Source organism: Microvirga lupini, assembly GCF_014191055.1.
Taxonomy (GTDB): domain Bacteria; phylum Pseudomonadota; class Alphaproteobacteria; order Rhizobiales; family Beijerinckiaceae; genus Microvirga; species Microvirga lupini_A.
On record NZ_JACHWB010000002.1, the window covers coordinates 478071 to 498891 of the forward strand.

18 protein-coding genes are annotated in these 20821 nt (G+C 64.3%); 6 read left to right on the plus strand and 12 right to left on the minus strand.

Features of this window, described 5'->3' with window-relative positions; translation table 11 throughout:
- Positions 1–32 precede the first annotated feature (32 nt).
- Complete coding sequence (locus tag FHR70_RS09360; RefSeq protein ID WP_246407988.1) at positions 33–284, plus strand: exodeoxyribonuclease VII small subunit; 252 nt, start codon at positions 33–35, stop codon at positions 282–284.
- Positions 285–296: 12 nt separating this feature from the next.
- Here the strand turns inward: FHR70_RS09360 and FHR70_RS09365 are convergent, their stop codons facing one another.
- Together FHR70_RS09365 and FHR70_RS09370 are read right to left on the minus strand one after the other, a co-directional pair.
- Complete coding sequence (locus FHR70_RS09365; protein ID WP_183449411.1) at positions 297–1499, minus strand: glycosyltransferase family 61 protein; 1203 nt, start codon at positions 1497–1499, stop codon at positions 297–299.
- 9 nt (positions 1500–1508) lie between these two features.
- Positions 1509–2723, minus strand: coding sequence for an O-antigen ligase family protein (locus FHR70_RS09370; RefSeq protein WP_183449413.1), 1215 nt, complete (start codon positions 2721–2723; stop codon positions 1509–1511).
- A 360-nt stretch (positions 2724–3083) separates the two neighbouring features.
- Here FHR70_RS09370 and dxs point away from each other — a divergent pair, with 360 nt between their 5' ends.
- Entirely contained in the window at positions 3084–4991 is a 1908-nt protein-coding gene (gene dxs / locus FHR70_RS09375) for a 1-deoxy-D-xylulose-5-phosphate synthase (RefSeq protein WP_183449415.1), read from the plus strand.
- Positions 4992–5132: 141 nt separating this feature from the next.
- Here the strand turns inward: dxs and FHR70_RS09380 are convergent, their stop codons facing one another.
- Positions 5133–5852 carry a superoxide dismutase gene (locus FHR70_RS09380; RefSeq protein WP_183449417.1) on the minus strand — a complete coding sequence of 240 codons (720 nt, stop codon included), beginning with the start codon at positions 5850–5852 and terminating at the stop codon, positions 5133–5135.
- A 107-nt stretch (positions 5853–5959) separates the two neighbouring features.
- On the opposite strand from FHR70_RS09380, the gene FHR70_RS09385 reads away from it, so the two are divergent.
- Both FHR70_RS09385 and FHR70_RS09390 read left to right on the plus strand, forming a co-directional pair.
- Complete coding sequence (locus FHR70_RS09385) at positions 5960–6688, plus strand: TlyA family RNA methyltransferase (RefSeq protein ID WP_183449419.1); 729 nt, start codon at positions 5960–5962, stop codon at positions 6686–6688.
- A complete protein-coding gene (locus FHR70_RS09390) occupies positions 6681–7931 on the plus strand; it encodes a class I SAM-dependent RNA methyltransferase (RefSeq protein ID WP_343058768.1) in 1251 nt (416 codons plus the stop codon). The genes FHR70_RS09385 and FHR70_RS09390 overlap by 8 nt, the downstream gene beginning before the upstream one ends.
- A 122-nt stretch (positions 7932–8053) precedes the next feature.
- Here the strand turns inward: FHR70_RS09390 and FHR70_RS09395 are convergent, their stop codons facing one another.
- The 4 genes from FHR70_RS09395 to FHR70_RS09410 form a co-directional block, all read right to left on the minus strand.
- Positions 8054–8803: an SOS response-associated peptidase gene (locus FHR70_RS09395; RefSeq protein WP_183449423.1), complete on the minus strand. Its 750-nt coding sequence runs from the start codon at positions 8801–8803 to the stop codon at positions 8054–8056.
- 123 nt (positions 8804–8926) lie between these two features.
- Positions 8927–9922 carry a magnesium transporter CorA family protein gene (locus FHR70_RS09400; protein WP_183449425.1) on the minus strand — a complete coding sequence of 332 codons (996 nt, stop codon included), beginning with the start codon at positions 9920–9922 and terminating at the stop codon, positions 8927–8929.
- A gap of 84 nt (positions 9923–10006) precedes the next feature.
- A complete protein-coding gene (locus tag FHR70_RS09405; protein WP_183449428.1) occupies positions 10007–10858 on the minus strand; it encodes an SDR family oxidoreductase in 852 nt (283 codons plus the stop codon).
- A 4-nt stretch (positions 10859–10862) separates the two neighbouring features.
- Positions 10863–12641 (minus strand): acyl-CoA dehydrogenase family protein, encoded by a 1779-nt coding sequence (locus tag FHR70_RS09410; protein WP_183449430.1) that lies wholly within the window; start codon positions 12639–12641, stop codon positions 10863–10865.
- A gap of 106 nt (positions 12642–12747) precedes the next feature.
- Between FHR70_RS09410 and FHR70_RS09415 the strand changes: the two genes are divergently transcribed.
- Positions 12748–13737, plus strand: a complete 990-nt coding sequence (locus FHR70_RS09415; RefSeq protein ID WP_425487854.1) for an L-threonylcarbamoyladenylate synthase — start codon at positions 12748–12750, stop codon at positions 13735–13737.
- Between the two features lie 25 nt (positions 13738–13762).
- On the opposite strand, the gene wrbA is transcribed toward FHR70_RS09415, so the two are convergent.
- Positions 13763–14365, minus strand: a complete 603-nt coding sequence (gene wrbA / locus FHR70_RS09420; RefSeq protein WP_183449432.1) for an NAD(P)H:quinone oxidoreductase — start codon at positions 14363–14365, stop codon at positions 13763–13765.
- A gap of 171 nt (positions 14366–14536) precedes the next feature.
- Here wrbA and FHR70_RS09425 point away from each other — a divergent pair, with 171 nt between their 5' ends.
- A complete protein-coding gene (locus tag FHR70_RS09425) occupies positions 14537–15484 on the plus strand; it encodes a LysR family transcriptional regulator (RefSeq protein ID WP_183449433.1) in 948 nt (315 codons plus the stop codon).
- Here the strand turns inward: FHR70_RS09425 and acuI are convergent.
- From acuI to FHR70_RS09445, 4 genes are all read right to left on the minus strand, one after another.
- The gene (gene acuI / locus FHR70_RS09430) at positions 15481–16467 is read right to left on the minus strand and encodes an acrylyl-CoA reductase (NADPH) (RefSeq protein ID WP_183449434.1); all 987 of its coding nucleotides are present in this window, start codon (positions 16465–16467) and stop codon (positions 15481–15483) included. The genes FHR70_RS09425 and acuI overlap by 4 nt on opposite strands.
- Before the next feature lie 84 nt (positions 16468–16551).
- Positions 16552–17793, minus strand: coding sequence for an MFS transporter (locus tag FHR70_RS09435; RefSeq protein ID WP_183449435.1), 1242 nt, complete (start codon positions 17791–17793; stop codon positions 16552–16554).
- A 129-nt stretch (positions 17794–17922) separates the two neighbouring features.
- Entirely contained in the window at positions 17923–19335 is a 1413-nt protein-coding gene (locus FHR70_RS09440) for a M10 family metallopeptidase (protein ID WP_183449436.1), read from the minus strand.
- A 220-nt stretch (positions 19336–19555) separates the two neighbouring features.
- A complete protein-coding gene (locus FHR70_RS09445) occupies positions 19556–20809 on the minus strand; it encodes a cell wall hydrolase (RefSeq protein ID WP_183449437.1) in 1254 nt (417 codons plus the stop codon).
- Positions 20810–20821: the final 12 nt, after the last annotated feature.

Below are 20821 nucleotides of genomic sequence, written 5' to 3' on the forward strand. Positions count from 1 at the left end.
ATTGCTAGACTGGACAATTTATGGACAGCCGCATGACAACCGACACCGCCTCCATCAAGACCCTCCCCTTCGAGAAGGCTCTCGCGGAACTCGAGGAGATCGTGCGGCGCCTCGAGCGCGGCGACGTGCCTCTCGAAGACTCGATCGCGATCTACGAGCGTGGCGAGGCCCTGAAGAAGCATTGCGAGCAATTGCTGAAGAAGGCCGAGGCCCGCATCGAGAAGATCACCATCGGCCCTGACGGCGCCGCCTCAGGCACGGCCCCGCTGGACGTTGATAACTAAGGCGACAAGATCTCAGACGGCGCGGCTGCGCTCGATGGCCGTGTCGACCTCCCGGAGCACGGCATCGGGATCGATGGCGAAGGCCTGTTTCTGTCCCTCGGCCCCGCCGGTCACCGGTTCGTAATCGGCGCCGGCTTCGGCGGCCCAATGCAGGCCCGTGCTCTTGCGCCCGTTCTGCGACATCAGCTCGATGAGCAGAGGCTGGCGCTGCGCCCAGAGGATATTGGCAAGGCCTGCTCCATGCACGCCCATGACGATCTGGGCTTCGCCGAACCACTGCATCTGCTCGTGGTGGTTCGACCAGGATGCCTGGACGATCTGGAAACCGCGCTTGCGCAGCCCCTCCATGAGGGCAGCCTCCCCGTCCACACGGCGCAGACGCGCGTCGCCCCTGGTCAGGTAGATCCGTGACGCAGGCTCGGGAAGTCGTCGATCCTGATACGCCGCCTGGAACACGGAGCGGGCGAAACCGATCGCCTCGGGCGTCGCGAAGAGCCTCTCGACATTGCAGCAATGGGTCCGCGCGTAGAGGTAGGCATCCGCCTGGATCCGCTCCCAGGGCGCGAGTTCCCGATGATCGACTGAAAGGCCCTTGCGGCGCAGGCCATCGATGAAACTTGAGACCAGCGAATTGGGTGAGCGTGCCGTGGCAACAGTGAGGGTTTCGCCTAAGGGCACCACACCCTGGTCGAGCGCATGGCACAGGGGCATCAGGACATCGGTGAGCAGATGGCCGTAATGGGAGTATGGGGGGATTGCGGCAACGATCCCGCCCACACGGTGCGTGTGGAAGGCTGCGGGCGCCGGATATGCGAAGTGCCAGTTGCTGTCCGCATTCGTGTCAAAGGAAAGCTGTCGTCCCGTGGCGGCATCCACAGGGGTCAGGGTGTGGCCGGGAACCAGGATGCCCGACAGCAGTGCCACCACTCTGTGAGCTGAATTCTGGTCCGTGAACCGGCAGCTCGGCTTCATCACGTCGACATTGTGCTGGCTGACGAAGTCGCGCTGCCGATCGTACCGGCTCTGCATCAGACGAAAGGGATGAACGCTGTCCTCGACAAGCCGCACCTTTCCATCCTTCGGCCATCCGAAATCGGGAAAGAACGACACGGCCTTCCGCAGCGCCGGACTGGAGCCTGTGAGGCTCTTCATCAAACGAAACGCGATGGGCTTGAGATCGAAGGCTCGGTGAAGGGCGGAATGATGACGAGCCATCGCGATCCGTTACATGCGTTGGGCGACGCTCGGCACAGGAGCCGCAGACGTCGCCATGACGTTTGACGAAGACCTATCACGCGCCAGAACGAGCAGGACAGGAAACCACAGAAAAAGGTAATGCGTGTTGAAGAACGCGAACGGGTTCGGCAGGTCGGCCCCCATATAGCCGAAGGAGAAGATGAGCGACGCAAGGCCGAAGAAGCGCAGGGTGTCGTCCGTTACGCGGGTCAGGCATCGGGCATAGCCTGCAGCCATGAGACCGGCCGCCGCAAGGCCGCCGAAACCGAAATACAAGGTGATTCCGAAAAGACCGTTATGGGCGTGGCTCAACCACTCATAGGGAAACCGGAATTCCGGCCCGCTGCCCAGAACCGGATGAAGCGCGATCTGATCGCGAACGAGTTCCCATACATGATTGCGGTTTGAGGGGCGGCACCAGTCAGTATTGTCGCCGCAGATGATGGCCTTGACGGTCGGTTCGAAGATGATGAGGCCTGTCACCACAAGCCAGCTCGCCAGGCAGGCAATGAGCACGATGAGCATGCCGCGCCGCTCGAGCAGGAAGGCAAGCGGCAAGGCCAGGCAGAGGGCAACGAGCGGTCCCCGGCTCTGGGTCAGGACGAGACCGGCCACCAACGGCACTGCCAGCACCATGAGGATCGCCATCGTCTTCCGGTTCCTGCCCGTTTCGTCCCTGCACAGAGCCACCGTGGCGATCAGGGCGCCGGCGAGCGCGCCGGCGCCGGGAATGGGATTGCCGCCCCGCCCGAGGGGAATCATGCGGTCCATGAGATCGTCAGCCGTCAGAACATGAATGATGATCGACAGCAGGGCACTGGCCGCTCCGATGCCGGCAATGATCCAGAGGATTTGCCGGGTGGTCAAAACTCGGGACGTCTGCGCGGCGAAAAGAAAGAACGTGGCCAGCAATCCGATTTTGGAAAAGTCGGAGGCCGGCCGCGGCATATCTCCCAACAGGGCGCCGACTGCCAGCCATGCTAGGAGGAAGCCGAGCGAGAGCCAGAACCATAGGTTATTCCGAAGCGTCTCCACGGCCGTCCCGCTGGCGAAGGCCAGAAGCGCCCCGGCGAAAATCGGCGAGACGGACAGACCCGGAGCCTTGCCTCCCCGGGCGAAAAAGATGGCGACGACAAAGAGAACGAATGCCGCTGCGCTCAGCACATGAACCCGCCCATGATCGGCAAAATGCCTACGAATCATGGCGGCAGGGGCGGTCAATCGGGAACTATCGAGCGTCATCAGAACCGGGAGACTTTAACCCCTGAAAGGCTTGGAACAATATTTCGAGAATGCTCGCCGTCTAACACTTCAGTTCCATGTTTTCAACCAACCCTGATCTTCAAGGGCGTATAAATTGCGAGGAGCCCAGAACATTGGAAAGGCAGTGCTCGAAGCCCATGCTGCGGCTTCATACGAAGCTGGTGCGACAGGTTGCCTCCATCTGGGCAGAGACCGCCTGCTCCGACTGAGCCAAAGGGATAAGGTTTCTGATTTGACCCTCCTCGGTTAAGCCCCTATCTCCTTTGTCTGGCCTCCGGTCGAAGCTTGGCGAGTAAAACGTTGTCCACACCTCTTCTCGACACCCTCAAGACGCCTGACGATCTGCGTCAGTTGCCCGAGAGCCAGCTCCGCCAGGTGGCAGACGAGCTACGGACGGAGACGATCAGCGCGGTCTCCGTCACGGGCGGGCACCTCGGAGCGGGCCTGGGTGTGGTCGAGCTCACGGTGGCGCTGCACTACGTGTTCGACACTCCCCGCGACCGGCTGATCTGGGACGTGGGGCACCAGGCCTACCCTCACAAGATCCTCACCGGCCGCCGCGACCGGATCCGGACCCTGCGTCAGGCGGACGGGCTGTCGGGCTTCACCAAGCGCCAGGAGAGCGAGTACGATCCGTTCGGGGCCGCCCATTCCTCGACCTCGATCTCGGCGGGCCTCGGCATGGCCGTGGCGCGGGATCTGGAGGGCGGAAAGAACAACGTGATCGCCGTGATCGGCGACGGCGCCATGTCGGCCGGCATGGCCTATGAGGCGATGAACAATGCCGGCGCCATGCACTCGCGCCTCATCGTCATCCTCAATGACAACGACATGTCGATTGCCCCGCCCACCGGCGCCATGTCGTCCTATCTCGCCCGTCTCGTCTCCGGCGGCGCCTATCGGGGCCTGCGTGAGACCGCCAAGCAATTGGCCAAGAAGCTGCCGAAGTTCATCTATGAGAAGGCTGCCAGAGCCGAGGAATTCGCCCGCGGATTCTGGACCGGCGGCACCATGTTCGAGGAGCTGGGCTTCTACTATGTGGGCCCCATCGACGGGCACAACCTCGACCACCTGCTGCCGATCCTGAAGAACGTCCGCGATTCCGAGACCGGCCCGATCCTCGTCCATGTGGTGACGAAGAAGGGCAAGGGCTACGCTCCGGCGGAGGAAGCAGCCGACAAATATCATGGCGTCGTCACCTTCGACGTGGTCACGGGCGCCCAGACCAAGGCGAAGGCCAATGCCCCTGCCTACACCAAGGTCTTCGGCGAGAGCCTGATCAAGGAAGCGCGGCGGGACGACAAGATCGTCGCCGTCACGGCCGCCATGCCGTCCGGCACGGGCGTCGATCTCTTCAACAAGGAATTCCCCACCCGGACCTTCGATGTGGGCATCGCCGAGCAGCATGCGGTGACCTTTGCCGCCGGCATGGCTACGGAGGGCTACAAGCCGTTCTGCGCCATCTACTCCACCTTCCTGCAGCGGGCCTACGACCAGGTGGTGCACGACGTGGCGATCCAGAACCTGCCCGTGCGCTTCGCCCTCGACCGGGCCGGCCTCGTGGGCGCGGACGGCCCCACCCATGCGGGCTCGTTCGACGTCGCCTATCTCGGGTGCCTGCCGAACATGGTGGTGATGGCGGCCGCCGACGAGGCGGAGCTCGTCCACATGGTGGCGACCGCCGCAACCCATGATTCCGGCCCCATCGCGTTCCGCTATCCGCGCGGCGAAGGTGTGGGCGTCGACATGCCCGAGCAGGGCGTGCCGCTTCCCATCGGCAAGGGCCGTGTGGTGAAGGAAGGCAGCCGCATCGCCATCCTGTCGCTTGGCACCCGGCTCGGCGAAGCCCTGAAGGCAGCAGAAGAGCTTGAAGCGCGTGGGCTGTCCACCAGTGTGGCCGATGCCCGCTTCGCCAAGCCCCTCGACGAGGAGCTGATCCTGCGCCTTGCCCGTGACCACGAGGTGCTGATCACCATCGAGGAAGGCTCGGTCGGCGGCTTCGGCTCCTATGTGCTGCAGCTTCTCGCAGACAAGGGCGCTCTCGACCGAGGAACGCTCAAGGTGCGCTCCATGGTGCTGCCCGATGTCTATCTCGACCAGGACAAGCCGGAGCGCATGTATGCCAAGGCCGGGCTCGATGCCACCGGCATCGTGACTAAGGTGTTCGAAGCGCTTGGGCAGGAAGAGACCCGGAAGGTCAGAGCTTAAGGGAATCGTCTTCTATCGTCATGGCCGGGCTCGTCCCGGCCATCCACGTCTTTGCCTCCGGGGAAGAGAAGACGCGGATACCCGGCACTAGGCCGGGCATGACGTCGACGAGGGAATGAAAGGTCGCGTGTCTACGCGAGGCTAAATCGTCAGCGTCCCGGCCTTCGCGGCGGCGTAGCGTTCGCCGATCCGGTTCCAGTCGAGCACGTTCCACCATGCCTTCAGGTAGTCCGGCCGGCGGTTCTGGTATTTGAGGTAGTAGGCGTGCTCCCACACGTCGTTGCCCATCAGCACCCGCTGCCCGTCCATGAGCGGCGTGTCCTGATTGGGCTTGGTCACAATCGAGAGCTTGCCATCGCGAGCGACGGTCACGAAGACCCAGCCGGACCCGAACTGCCGCGTGCCGGCGGCGTTGAAGTCCTCCTGGAACTTCGCCAAGCCGCCGAGGTCGCGATCGATTGCGCTCTTGAGCTCGCCCGAGGGCTCGCCGCCCGAGCCGCCCATGATCTGCCAGAACATGGTGTGGTTGGCGTGGCCGCCGCCGTTGTTGCGCACCGCCGTGCGGATCGTTTCGGGCAGCTCGCCGATCTTCGCCAGCATCTCGTGCAGCGGCATCTTGGCCGCCTCGGCGTTCTGGCTCAGGGTTGCGTTCAGGTTGTTGACATAGGCCGCGTGGTGCTTGCCATGGTGGAGTTCCATGGTCTGGGCGTCGATATGCGGCTCGTTCTTGGACGGTGCATAGGGCAAGGGATCGAGCTTGAAGGGGCCGGAAGGGGCTTGCGCCCAGGCGCGGGACGCGACAGAGCTGACGCCCAGAGCAGCCGCTCCGACGATGAGGTTGCGGCGATTGATGACTGGCATGTTTCCTCCGAGATCATTCGATTTAGGGGTCAAGCTGAGCTGTTTCCCCAGGGACACGCCTAAGCAGATAGAGAGGGTTGCGCCGTGACAAAGCGCACATTTTCGTTATGACCCGCAAACGCGCTGACGTGGTCCTCGTCGAGCGCGGCTTCTTCGTAAGCCGCGCCCGGGCCCAGGAGGCAATTGCCGCCGGTCTCGTCACCGTGAACGGCGCCGTGATCCGCAAAGCGTCCGACACGGTGCCCGAGGAGGCCGTGATCACAGCCGAGCAGCCGCACCCTTACGTGTCCCGCGGGGGCGTGAAGCTCGCAGCTGCTCTCGACGTGTTCCAGATCGACCCGAAGGACAAGATCTGCCTCGATATCGGTGCCTCCACGGGCGGCTTCACCGAGGTGCTGCTCAAGCGGGGCGCGGCCCATGTCTATGCGGTGGACGTGGGCCACAGCCAGCTGCACCCCACCATCGTCGGCAATGCGCGCGTGACCAATCTCGAAGGCACGGATGCCCGCTCGCTCAATGCGGATCTCATCCCGCGGCAGGCGGATCTTCTCGTCTCGGATGTGAGCTTCATTTCGCTCAAGCTGGTTCTGCCGGCGGCTGTCGCGCTGCTGAAACCGCAGGCGGAACTCGCCATTCTCGTGAAGCCGCAATTCGAGGCCGGGCGCGATCACGTGAAGAAGGGCATCGTGCGCGATGGAGCCGTGCATCGCGCCGTGTGCGAGGATATGAGAGACTTCGTGACGTCGCTCGGCTTCGAGGTCATGGGGATCATGCCATCGCCCATCGAGGGCGGCGATGGAAACCGCGAGTTTTTGTTGGGAGCCCATCGTGGCTGAACAGGTCATCATCAGGCGCCTCGGCGCGAAAGCCGACGGTATTGCCGAGAGCGCCTCAGGCTCCGTCTTCGTGCCGAAGGTGCTGCCGGGCGAGACCGTGACGGTCGAGTGCGACGGATCGCATGCGCGGCTTGTCAGCGTCGATGTCCCCTCACCCGAGCGCGAGACGCCGTTCTGCCCCTATTTCGACGCCTGCGGCGGCTGCGCCACGCAGCACATGCAGCACGGCTTCTATCAGAGCTGGAAGCAGGACATCCTCGCGCATACCTTGCGCCAGGCGCGGATCGAGGCGCCCGTCGATCCACTCATCGATGCGCATGGCGAAGGACGCCGCCGCGTGACGCTCCACGTGCGCTTTCCCGACCGCGCCATGCATGTGGGCTACATGGCTCCGCGCAGCCACCAGATCGTCGAGATCGCGTTCTGCCCCATCGCGGAGCCCGGCCTGAAGGATCAGGCGCCGGGGATCGCCCGCGCCATCGGCGAGCACCTGAAAGGGCCGCGCAAGCCGCTCGATATCCAGATCACGCAGACGCAGACCGGCTTCGACGTGGACGTGCGCGGGCACGGCCCGATGAAGGATGCGGAACGCCTGAAGCTCATCGACCTTGCAAGTTCCCTCGATCTCTCGCGCCTGTCGATCCACGGCGACGTGATCGTGGAGCGCCGCCCGCCCGCGATCCTCATGGGCCGCGCCTCCGTGGTGCCGCCTGCGGGCTCGTTCCTGCAGGCGACGCGTCTTGGTGAGGAGGTGCTCGCCGGATTGGTGACGGAGACCTGCGCGAAGGCCAAGCGTGTGGCCGACCTCTTTGCCGGATCGGGACCGTTCTCCCTGCGCCTTGCGGAGAAGGCGGAGGTTCATGCGGCTGAGTTCGACAAGGGATCGACAATGGCCCTGGACAAGGCGTTCCGCGCCACTCCGGGCCTGCGCCGCATCACGGCGGAAGCACGCGATCTCTTCCGCCGTCCGCTGCTCACGCCGGAGCTGAACGCTTTCGACGCAGTGGTGCTCGATCCGCCTCGTGCGGGCGCGGAGGCGCAGGTGAAGCAGATCGCCGTGTCGAAAGTGCCGCTCGTGGTGAGCGTCTCCTGCGATCCCGCCACCTTCGCCCGCGATGCAGCGATCTTGATGAGCGCCGGCTACCGCCTGGAGCGCGTGATCCCCGTCGACCAGTTCAAGCACTCGCCGCATCTGGAAGTCGTCGGCATCCTGCGCCGGGATGTGGCAAAGAAGCGGCGGTAAGCCTCATCATACCCTCCACGTCATCCCCGGGCTCGTCCCGGGGATCCACGTTTGTGCAGCGGTAGAGGACGTGGATGGCCGGAACAAGTCCGGCCATGACGACAGAGGTTTGCTGAAGGACCTTAAAACAAGCTCCCCTGCTCATCCTCGTCGCTGGAGAGCGGCTTTCTCGCCTTGGGCTTCCTTTCCACCACAGGCGCAGGCTCCGGCTTGGACAATGGCTCCAGCAGGCTGGAATCGTCGTTCTCGACCTTGTTCACGCGGCTTGAGACCGGCACCAGGTCGAGCCAATCGTCCGGGCAGGGCCGCACGAGACGCATCACGTCGGCGCGCTCGTCGCGCACATCGAGCCAGGCTCCGATGTCATCGAGCGACAGGATCACCGGCATGCGGTCGTGCACGGCGGACAGCGTGCCGTTGGCGTCCGTGGTGACAATGGCGGCAGTGTCGATCTCGCCGCCGTCAGGGCTGCTGTAGGTCTCCCACAACCCGGCCATCGGCATGGGCTTGCGGTTGCGCGGGCGGATCAGGAACGGCGTCTTCTCCTTGCCCTCCCGCCGCCATTCGTAGAAGCCGTCCGCGAGGAAGATGCAGCGGCGGCGCTTCAAGGCGTTCCTGAAGGTCGGCTTCGTCTGCAGGGTCTCACCACGAGCGTTGATGACCAACGGAAAATCCTTCGGGTCCTTCACCCAGGACGGCAGAAAGCCCCAGCGCACCAGCATGAAATGCCGCTCGCCCCGATCCTCCAGCACGATGGGCACGGGCTGGGTGGGAGCCACGTTGTAGCGCGGAGGAAAGTTCGGCTGCTCCGCATAGCCGTAGAACTCTCGATAAACTCCCGGGTCTAAGCTGATGGTGTAGCGCCCGCACATAATGTTTTCTCCAGCACCACCGTCATGCCCGGCCTCGTTCCGGGCATCCACGTTTTAGCAGGGTAAAGACGTGGATGGCCGGGACAAGTCCGGCTATCACGCAGAATATCTGTTCTGACGACGTTAGAGCCACCGCTTCCAGCGGAAGAAGAGATAAGGCAACGCGGCAGCGAGGATCATCAGGGTGATCGCCCAGAGATAGCCGAACTCCCATTCGAGCTCCGGCATGAGCTTGAAGTTCATGCCGTAGAGCGATGAAACGAGGGTCGGCGGCAGGAAGATCACCGACATGACCGAGAAGATCTTGATGATGTCGTTCTGCTCGATGGTGACGAGGCCGAGCGTCGCATCGAGCAGGAACTGGATCTTGTTGGACAGAAACGTCGCATGCTCCTCGATGGATTGCACGTCGCGTAACGCCGTGCGCCATTCGGCCTGATAGCCGGCGGTCTTCTGCGGCCTCGGCATGCTGGCGGACAGGAAGAGCAGCATGCGCTCCACCGACACCATGCTCTCGCGCACGTTGGAGATGATATCGCCCTTGCGTCCGATGGATTTGAGCGCCGCCCGATAGGATGCGGCACGCTTGGCGCCCCGCCGCTCGTTCTCGAAGATCGCCTGCGACAGGCGGTCGATGCGCGAGCCGACCGTGCCGAGGATCTCGGCCGCCCGATCGATGATGGTCTCGATCAGACCGTCGAGCACGGCTTCCGGCTGATGCCGGCACCCGCCGGGCTTGCCCGCGCGGGACATGAACATGCTGAAGGAGCGCGGCTCGCCGTAGCGAACGGTCACGAGCGCCCGCTCTGTGAGGATGAACGAGACGTCGATGAGCTTCGGCGTATCCGTCTCGGAGCTGCAGAGGACCCGCGCCGTCATGTAGCGCGCGTTGTTCTCGTGATAGAGGATCTCGGACGGCTCTATATCGGCCATTTCCTCGCGGGTCGGGATCTCGATGTTGAGATGCACCTCGACGAGCTTGTCCTCCTCGCGAGTCGGCTCGACGAGGTCGATCCACAGGGCATCGTCGGGAATGGGCGTACCGGGCGGCAGGACGTAACGGTCGAGGGATTGACCGGCCGGTCCTGTCGCCTGCGCTGGCCTGTGGATCAAAATCATGCGCCCGCTTGCCCCTTCACGACAACGCCCTTCCCCTTGGGGAGAGGAAGTTAAGTGGCGTTAGAACAACAATGGTTAGTGGACTTAACGCAAGGATGACAGAGGCGGCGTGTCATCAGGCACAAAGAAGTCAGGCGCAAGCGGCTGCGTCGGATCGACCCGGTACTTCTCGAAATCCGTGACACCCTCTCCGTGCAGGAAGACATCGTCGATGAGGAAGTGGCCCGAGAAGCTTTTCGAGGGCTTCTGGAAGATTGCATAAGCCGCATCGGCCAGGATCTCCGGCGTGCGGCTGGCCTGTACGAGCGCATCGCCGCCCAGCAGGTTCTTGACCGCCGCCGTGGCGATGGTGGTGCGCGGCCAAAGCGCGTTGACGGCAATTCCCCTACCACGCAACTCGCCTGCAAGCCCTAGCACGCAGATGCTCATGCCGTATTTCGCCATGCTGTAGGCGAGATGCGGAGCGAACCACTTCTCGCTCATGTCCAGCGGCGGCGAGAGCATGAGGATGTGCGGGTTCTCTGCCTTCTCCAGATGCGGAATGGCGTATTTCGACACCATGTAGGTGCCGCGCGTGTTGATCTGGTGCATCAGATCGAAGCGCTTCATGTCGGTCTGCGGCGTCGGCGTGAGGCTGATGGCGCTCGCATTGTTGACCACGATGTCGAGGCCTCCGAAGGTCTCGACCGTCTTTGCGATCGCGCCCTTCACCGCCTCCTCGTCGCGCACGTCGACCACGAGCGGCAGCGCCCTGCCGCCCGCCTTCTCGATCTCTTCTGCCGCCGAGTAGATCGTGCCGGGAAGCTTGGGGTGCGGTTCGGCGGTCTTGGCCGCGATAACCACGTTCGCGCCGTCCTTCGCCGCGCGCAGGCCGATGGCAAGGCCAATGCCGCGCGAGGCGCCGGTGATGAAGAGGGTTTTTCCGTTGAGGCTCATGGGATCAGCTCGCGAGTGCCAGGGTTGCGTCCTGCAGGAAGCCTGCACCGCTCATCACCGTTTCCTCAAGTCCTTTCGCGCCGACTGCGATGTTCTCGGCAAAGAAGCGGCAGAGCACAATGCGGCCGGCATGGGCTGGATCCGTGTCGCCGCCCGCAGCCTGCGCGTTCGCCGCAAGCGCCATCTCGGCAAGCGCAGCACCGCCCTGCGCAAGAGCGAAGAGCCGAAGATACGGCGTCGCTCCGGCGAGCGCTTCGCCCTGCGCATTGGAGGACAGGGATTGCAGCAGATGGCTCGTCGCCCGGTCGAGGCTCTCGATGGCATCGCGCAGGCGCGGCGCGGTGGCACCGAAGGCAGGCGTGTTCTCCTTCAGCAGACGCGCGACGGTCGCCCGCATGGCGGCAATCTGCGCCCGCACGGTCTCGCCGCCGGAGAGCAGCAGCTTGCGGGTGACGAGGTCGATGGCCTGGATTCCGTTGGTGCCCTCGTAGATCGGCGCAATGCGCGCATCGCGGAAGTGCTGCGCCGCGCCGGTCTCTTCGATGAAGCCCATGCCGCCGTGGACCTGCACGCCGATGGAGGCCACCTCGACGCCGATATCGGTCGAGAAAGCTTTCGCCACCGGGGTCAGCAGCGAGGCGCGCTCGTTCGCCTTCTTCCGTCGCGCAGGATCCTCCTCAAGATGTGCGCGGTCGATGGCCTCGGCCGTCATGTAGCAAATCGCCCGCGCGGCAGCGGTGAGCGCCTTCATGGTGAGCAGGTTGCGCTGCACGTCCGGGTGAACGGCAATCGGGCTCATGCCTTCTGCCGCCCCGATGGCGCGGCCCTGCCTGCGCTCGTTGGCATAGCCAAGTGCCTGCTGGTAGGCGCGCTCGGCAATGGCCACACCCTGCAGGCCCACCGCAAGGCGGGCGTTGTTCATCATCGTGAACATGCAGTTGAGGCCGCGATTCTCCTCGCCGACGAGCCAGCCGACGGCGCCGCCATTGTCGCCGAAGATCATGGTGCAGGTGGGCGAGGCATGGATGCCGAGCTTGTGCTCGATGGAATGACAACGCACGTCGTTGCGCGTGCCGTCGGGGAGGAACTTCGGCACGAGGAACAGCGAGATGCCGCGCGTGCCGGCCGGCGCATCCGGCAAGCGCGCGAGCACCAGATGAATGATGTTGTCGGTGAGATCGTGCTCGCCATAGGTGATGAAGATCTTCTGGCCCGTGACCCTGTAGGTGCCGTCACCTGCCGGTTCCGCGCGGGAGCGCAGGGCCGCGAGATCGGAGCCTGCGTGAGGCTCCGTGAGGTTCATGGTGGCGGTCCATTCGCCGGAGACGAGCTTTTCGAGATAGCGGCTCCTGAGATCGTCCGAGCCATGCTGAACCAGCGCCTCGATGGCTCCCATGGTCAGTACGGGGCCGATGCCGAAAGCCATGGAGGCGGCATTCCACATCTCGACGCAGGCGGAATTCAGCAGGGTCGGCAGGCCCTGGCCGCCATATTCCACCGGGCCGGGCAACGCGTTCCATCCGGCTTCGGTCCAGCCCTTGTAGGCCTCCTTCCATCCGGGAGCGGTGGTGACGGTGCCATCCTTGAGCGTCACGCCGTGCTTGTCGCCCTCTCGGTTGAGGGGCGCGATGACGTCGTTGGCGAAGCGCCCCGCCTCCTCCAGGATGGTCTCAGCCAAGTCCGGGGTGAGGTCACCATAGACGCCATCCGCCACGGCACGGTCGAGGCCCGCTACATGCCGCATGGTAAACAGGATGTCGGGGACAGGCGCGCGGTAGGTCATGGACGGTTCCTCTCACAGGTGGGGGCTTTTCATATTGACGCGTGTTCTCGCGCCGTTAAACCCGCCCGGCAAGGGATTTTCCCAACGGGCAAGGGATAGTTTAGACGTGAACGATCTTGGGTCAATGCGCCAAACGGAGCGTCTGACGTCCGACGAGGCCGGTCTTGCCCGCGCGGCAGACATCCTGCGCCGTGGCGGCCTCGTGGCCTTCCCGACCGAAACCGTCTACGGCCTTGGGGCCGATGCCACGGATGCGCAAGCCGTCGCTGGCATCTACGCCGCCAAGGAGCGCCCGAGCTTCAACCCGCTGATCTCGCACCTGGACAGCTTCGAATCCGCTCAAAGGCAGGGCGTGTTCGACGAGATGGCCCGGCGTCTCGCGGAGGCTTTCTGGCCCGGCCCGCTGACCCTGGTCGTCCCGGTGGCGCCCACCTGCACCATCTCCGACCTCGCCCGTGCCGGCCTCGACAGCGTCGGCCTGCGCGTGCCGGCCCATCCCCTCGCCCATGCGCTGCTGCAAAAGACGGGCCGCCCCGTCGCTGCGCCTTCCGCCAACCGCTCGGGGCGGGTGAGCCCGACCGATGCCGACCATGTCCTGGGTGATCTCGACGGCCGCATCGATGCGGTGCTCGACGGCGGGTCATCGCAGGTGGGTGTGGAGTCGACGATCATTGCCTGCCTTGGCGGCACGCCCCGGTTGCTGCGCCCCGGTGGCGTGCCGCGGGAGTCCATCGAGGCACTGATCGGGATGAGACTTGAGGCCGGATCGGAGGGCGGCAAGAACCCGCTCGCGCCGGGCATGCTCGCCTCTCATTACGCACCCCGCGCACGGGTGCGCCTGAACGCGACGAGCGTCGAGGCCGATGAAGCGGTTCTGCTGTTCGGTCAGGAGATTCCAAAGGGCGCGGATGCAGCGTGCGTCACCCTGAATCTCAGCAAAAACGGCGACCTCGTGGAGGCCGCCGCTCATCTGTTTTCCTATCTGAGGCAGCTCGACGCCTCGGGAGCCGCGACCATTGCCGTGAGCCCCATCCTGGAGAGCGGCTTGGGCGAGGCCATCAACGACCGCCTGAGGCGCGCTGCAGCAGAGCGGTAAACCCGCTCCGCTCAACTCAGCTTTCTTACTTCGCCGCGAGCTTCGCGGCGATCTGCGCCACGTGACGGCCCTGGAAGCGGGCGCCGTCGAGGTCGATCTCGGTCGGCTGGCGCGAGCCGTCGCCGCCGGCCACCGTCGATGCGCCGTAGGGCGAACCGCCACGGATCTGGTCGACGCCCATCTGGCCCTGGAACGAGTAAGGCAGGCCGACGACTACCATACCATGGTGCAGGAGCACCGGAATCGTGGTGAGGATGGTGGCTTCCTGGCCACCGTGCTGGGTGGCCGTGGAGGTGAAGACCGAGCCGACCTTGCCGATGAGCTTGCCCTGCGCCCAGAGGCCGCCGGTCTGGTCGAGGAAGTTCTTCATCTGGGCCGTCATGGTGCCGTAGCGGGTCGGCGTGCCGAAGATGATGGCGTCATATTCCGGCAGTTCCTCGACCGTGGCGATGGGAGCCTTCTGGTCGGTCTTGTAGTGAGCCGCCTGGGCGATCTCGGCCGGGACGAGTTCGGGCACGCGCTTCACCACGACCTCGGCGCCAGCCTCGCGAGCGCCCTCGGCGGCGGCATAGGCCATCTGCTCGATGTGACCCCAGGACGAATAATACAGAACCAGAACCTTGGTCATGTGAACCTCGATGAGTTGGATTTAAGACGCAGACCGGCCTTCTCCCGGCCGCTCTTCACGAGAGGACTGAGTTGCACCGCCCTGCGGGTGTTGGACATCCAAGAGGATAAGCTTTCTCCGCTGCAAAACCAGTGTTAGATATGCAGGGCCTCTCTTGCGCGAATGCAAACGATGACCAAGCAGCAGCATCTCGAATGGGACGATTTCCGGCTCGTGAAGATCATCGCCGAAGCCAATGGATTGGCCGGCGCGGCCGAGAAACTGGGTGTCAACCACTCCACGGTCTTCCGGCGGCTCGGCCAGATGGAAGAAAACCTCGGGGTCAAGCTCTTCGAACGGCACCGCACCGGCTACGTGCTCACCACGGCCGGCGAGGAGATGACGGCTCTCGCCGAGCAGATGGAGGAGAACGTCACGGCGTTCACCCGCAAGCTCGCCGGCCAAGCCGTGGCGCCCGCCGGTGAGCTGCGCGTGACCACCAACGACACGCTGCTCGTTCATCTGCTGACGCCGATCTTCGCCCGCTTCATTACAGCCTGCCCGGAGATGCGGCTCGACGTGGTTCTCGCCAATCAGGCGCTCAACCTGTCGAAGCGGGATGCGGATGTGGCGATCCGCGCCACGGACGACCCGCCCGAGACGCTGGTCGGACGGCGCGTCGCCACCATCGCCTGGGCGATCTATGGCCGGAAGGTGGACTTTCCCGATATCCGGGGACCGGAGGATGTCACCCTGGCCGACCTTTTCGACCGGCATTGGGTCGCGCTGGGGGACAACCTGGCGACCCTGAAGGTGGCCCGCTTCGTGCGCGAACACGTGGCGCCGGACAACATCGTCTACAAGGTCAACACGGTGCTCGGCCTTTCCGAGGCCGTGGAGACGGGGACCGGCATCGGCCCCCTGCCCTGCTTCATCGCCGATGCGAGCCCCAATCTCGTGCGGCTCTCCGACATCAACGCGGATTTCGCCGCAGGCCTGTGGCTTCTCACCCACCCGGACCTGCGCCAATCCGCCCGGGTGCGCGCCTTCATGGATTTCATGGCCACCGAGATCGCCAAGCTAAAGAAGCGGATCGAGGGTGGCGGAGCGCGAACCGCTGTTCTCAGCGAAACCGGCTAGCCGATCTCCACCACCACCCGCCCCTTGATACGCCCGGCGACAATCTCCCGGCCCGCCTCCAGCACCCCATCGAGCGGGATGGTCGAGGTCATGGCGGCGAGTTTGTCGTGGTCGAGCTCGCGGGCGATCCGGTTCCAGGCCTCCAGCCGCAGCGTCTTGGGGGCCATCACCGAATCGACGCCGAGCAGGGCCACGTTGCGCAGGATGAAGGGCGCGACGGTGGTGGGCAGGTCCATGCCGCCGGCAAGCCCGCAGGCCGCGATGGCGCCGCCATACTTCGTCATGGACAGGACATTGGCGAGCGTCGTGGAGCCGACCGTATCGACACCAGCCGCCCAGCGTTCCTTGCCGAGCGGCCGTCCAGGGCTGGCGAGTTCGGCGCGGTCGAGGATTTCCGCCGCTCCCAAGCCCTTGAGATAGTCCGCCTCCTCGGGCCGTCCGGTCGAGGCGATCACGTGCCAACCGGCCTGGGCGAGCAGCGCCACCGCGACAGACCCCACGCCGCCGACGGCGCCCGTGACGATGGCGGGGCCGCGATCCGGGCGCAGCCCATGACGTTCGAGCGCCATCAGGCAGAGCATCGCCGTATAGCCGGCCGTACCGACGGCCATGGCCTGCTGTGCCGTGAGACCTTGAGGCAGCGGGATGAGCCAGTCGCCCTTGACGCGCGCCTTTTCCGCGTAGGCGCCGAGATGCGTCTCGCCCAGTCCCCAGCCGTTGAGGACGACCGCGTCGCCGGGCTTGAACTCAGGGTTCGAGGAGGCTTCCACAATGCCGGCGAAATCAACGCCGGGGATCATCGGGAAGCGCCGCACCACCGGGGCCTTACCGGTCAGCGCCAGCCCGTCCTTGTAGTTCAGCGTCGAATGCGACACGCGGATTGTGACGTCGCCGCCCATGAGATCCGCCTCGTCGAACTCCCGAATCCCGACGTTCTGACCGGCGTCAGACTTGTCGATGACGATGGCTTTGAATGCGCTCATGCCGATTCCTCCCCTGGCCCATTTGTGGCGCGGCGGAGGATCAGGGCAAGCGTTGTAGACTCATCCCTTCGCAGGGAGGCGACTCTACTCCGCAGGCTGCAACGCCGGCGCACGGTCGACCGGCTGCTCCTTGATCGGCAGGTTGATCAGGGCCGAGGCGAGGCCGAGCAGGACGGAGAGCCACCAGACCATGCTGTAATTGCCGTTGATCTCGTAGAGCAGACCACCGAGCCACACGCCGAGGAAGCCGCCGACCTGGTGCGAGAAGAACGCGAAGCCGTAGAGCATGGCCATGTAGCGGGTGCCGAACATCAGCATCACGAGTGAGGACGTGGGCGGCACGGTGGAGAGCCAGAGCAGCCCGATGGAGATGCCGAACAGGATCGACGTCACGGGCGAGGCCGGAACCAGGATGAAGGCCGCGATGGCCACCGAGCGGCCGAGATAGATCCAGGCCAGCAGCCAGCGCTTCGACATGCGGGTGGAGAGCCAGCCCGAGCCCAGGGAACCAACGGCATTGGCGAGACCGATCACGGCCAGCGTCCAGCCGCCGACGGCCGCCGAGAGGCCGGCATCCTTCAGGTAGGCCGGAAGGTGCACGGTGATGAAGGCAAGCTGGAAACCGCAGGTGAAGAAGCCGAGCACCAGCAGCACATAGGAGCGGTGCTGGAAGGCCTCGGTCAGCGCCTGCTTGATCGACTGGTTCGGGACAGCCGCCGCCCCGGCCTGCGCGGAGTCGCCCGTCGGCCGGGTCGCGAGGGCCAGCGCCAGTGGCATCACAAGGAGGACGCTGGCGGCGAAAACCAGAAGTGCCTGATGCCAGCCGAAGGAGTCGATCAGCACGTTGCCGATAGGTGGGAACAGGAATTGGCCGAAGGAGCCCGCTGCGGTCCCCGCCCCGAAGGCCATGGGGCGCCACTTCTCCGGCAGGATCTTGCCGAATGCGCCAAGCACGAGGTTGAACGAGCAGCCCGAGAGGCCGAAGCCGATGAGCACGCCGGCGCCGAGATGCAGGACGCCGGGGGTGGTCGCATAAGCCATCACGACGAGGCCGAGCGCATAAAGCAAAGCGCCGACGCAGAGCACGCGAAGCGCCCCGAACCGGTCCGCCACAGCGCCGGCGAAGGGCTGCCCGACGCCCCAGAGAAGGTTCTGAATCGCGATGGCGAAGCCGAAGGTATCCCGGCCCCAGCCGTATTCCGTGATCATCGGCAGCTGGAACAGCCCCGATGAGGCCCGAGGCCCGAAGGTGATCAGGGCGATGAGGCAGCCACAGACGACAATGATTTCCGGGGAAACGCGGGAGCGGACGGTCGATGCAGGCATGGCCATGGCCTTAAGTCGCGAAACAGGGACGGCACCCTACCTCAAGTCCCCCATCAGCAGAATTGAAAGTTTGTCGCCTTTGGTATGATGCTTTGTGATGGATATAGGCCCCTAGCCATCAGCCCGGCTTCAGATGACGATGATGTCGGCAGCCGTCATCTTTAGGTTCTTCGACAGGCTGGCGATCTCGACAGCTTTACCTTTGCCGGAGCCGTCGGCGTCGTAGTAAAGAATGCCCTTGGACCTGTTGTAGACAAGGTAGTCGTTCCCGTCACCGGCCTTGCTGCCGACTTCAAAATACTTGCTGCTCAGCACCCCGGGCTTGCCGATCTTCTTGAAGATGGAATTCTCCAGATGGATGGCGTCGTACCGGACCTTGAAGTCGGAAATCCGATCCAGATTGTTGGTCTTGCTGGGTTTGGTATTGAATACGAACGCATCGCTTCCGGAACCGCCGCTTAAGCTGTCGCTTCCAGTCCCGCCCATGAGGATGTCGTTTCCATAATTTCCCTGCAGGCTGTCCTTGCCGCCATTGCCCTTCAGCGTGTTGGCTGCGGCATTGCCGTAGAGCTTGTCATTGAAGCGTCCACCCATGGCGTTCTCGATCACCACGCCGTTCGCGATCGTATAGCCGCCGGCAACACCGGACTCGCGAGAGATGAACCCACCTGCGTTGCGATCCCCTGCCCTCAAGGTGGCGGCCCGCAGATCGATCTGCACGCCAGCCAATGCATTCGCGGCCGTGATCGTGTCCGTCCCGCCCGCATCCCAGATGCAGAACCACCCCTGCTCATCGGAGAACAGGTTCCATGTCGGCAGGGTGTAGACGTTCCTGCCTGCACCGGTCGCCATGTTCTTTCCGTAGAGGGCCTGAAGGGCCGCGATGTCGAAAGCCCCGAGCCCTGCCTGATTGCCATGGCTCACGTCATAGCCGGCCTTATCCCAGCCGGTGTTGTAGGACATGACCGTCCAGATGCCCTGGTTCAGGCCGTAGCTTCCGGTTGAGGACGCATGGGTAACCCCCGGAAAAGTCGTTCCATCGTCAGCTCCGCCATCGTGGGGGTGCGCCAACCCTAAGCCATGCCCGAGCTCATGCAGCACGGTGTTGAGGCCGTCGCCCCCGAAATGCATGTTGCTCCAAGACGGGGTGGAAGGATCGAAGTATCCCCACACCTGGTTGCTATTCGGAAGTTCGTGGACTCCAAGGGCGTCAAAGCCAAGGGCGGTCTTCCACCAGACGATATCCGCCTTGCCCACTGAATCGACGAGTTCGAACCTGAGGCCGCAGACGCTCCCGAAAACAGCGGCGGCGTAATCGAAGACGTCCTTTTCCGCGAGGGTCCAGTTTTCTGCCTGAAACCCACTTGTCAGGATCTCGCTTGCGCCATGTCGAGCGCTGGCTGCATTGAAGTCGCCGCTCTGGCCGAAATAGACCTTGATCGGCTCGGAGGTCGTGTCCCAAGCTTTTCCGCCCCAGATCAGGGAATCAACAAACACATTCCCATAACCGGCGCCCGGCACAGCATTTCGGATCGTCGCCATCGTTCCTCCGTCTTGAGACCGCGAGCGCATCGTGCGGACCCAGCGGGTCGAGCCAGCGAGAACCGGATCCGTTTCTTCCGCACGATGCGCAGCTTAAAGCAGAGGCATCAGATGGGTCCCAAAAGTGCAAGTCCCCTTTTGGGTCCGATGCTTGCTCCTCAAGCTTTTACCTCTCTCTGACGTTTCTCCCAGTGCCGAAACGCACGGACGAGGAATTTTATCAGGTCTGACCGGGCTTGAGCTTGTAGAAGATGTGCCGGCCGATCACGTCCATCTTCTTCAGGCGGCGCGACCAGGAGGGACGGACGTAGTCCGCATGGTAATGGGTGGCGCCGCCCACATCGGCCAGGTAGGTCTTGCCTTCGAGCACGGCGCTCGCAACCTGCTTGGCGCGCTCCCAGGATTCGGAATCGCGGATGCGCAGGGATTTGCCTTCGCAGGCGAAGGTGAACTGGCAGGCAAGATGGCGGTGGCGGTTCTGGTAGACCACACCGCAGATGGATGAGGGATAAAGCCCGCTCTTCACCCGATTCAGCACCACCTGAGCGACGGCGGCTTGTCCTTCGACGGGCTCGCTGCGGGCCTCGAAATACACGGCCTCGGCCAGGCAGCGCTGCTCCTTGCTCGTGTTGTCGGGATCGATCAGGTCGGCATAGCGCGGGCGGTCGGGGTCATCGCTCTTCGGCAGGATGGTCATTTCGCCCCGGTCGAGACGCGGCGATTGAAGGGACACGGGGGCGGCGGCGATCTCGATCGGTGTCGAATCCACCGGCGCCGGCGTTGCCGACGACAAGGTGACGGCGCGCTTCACCATCGGGGTGGTCGGGCTTGCCGAGGCGCCGGTCGAGCCTGCCGCTGCGGCAGCCGGCGACTGCACCGAGGTGGCCTGCCGGGTCGTGGTGTATTCCGGCGCCTGCCAGGGCTCGAACGCCTGTTCCATGTCGAACTCTTCGAGCTGCCCTTCCATGAGGACGGTGGGCGGCAGGAGATTCTCGTCCCGGCTGTAGAGCAGACGGGCGCTGCCGACCTGATTGAGAACCGGGCGCAGCTGCTTGGCCCGCCTGGAGAGCGTCGCGTGCGGAGGAATCAACGGGTTGCTCTTCAGGGAGCGGTCGATGACTGCATCGGGACCTGCATCGGCCTTGCGCTCCGCCTTGAGGGGCTCGGAATCGGCCATGTCGTCCGGCAGATCGTAGCGCGGTAGAGTGCGGAGGATATCGCGCTCGACCCCGAGCCTGCCCCCGGCGATGGAGGCGCCGGTCGGCGGCACGAGGGCGGTATCGACGAGGCGGGCGGTCGTGCTGCGCGGGGCAAAGCTCACGCCGGAATGGAGGTCGTTGCTGGCCGATGCCGTGAACGAGATCAGCAGACCGGTCGCCAGCGCCCAGGGAGCCGTGGTGGCGCAGATCCATTTCACCCGAGATCGACGATACGGAAGACGCACGCGCAACACCCTGCAAAAACTCTTGAACATCCGGAGCATCCA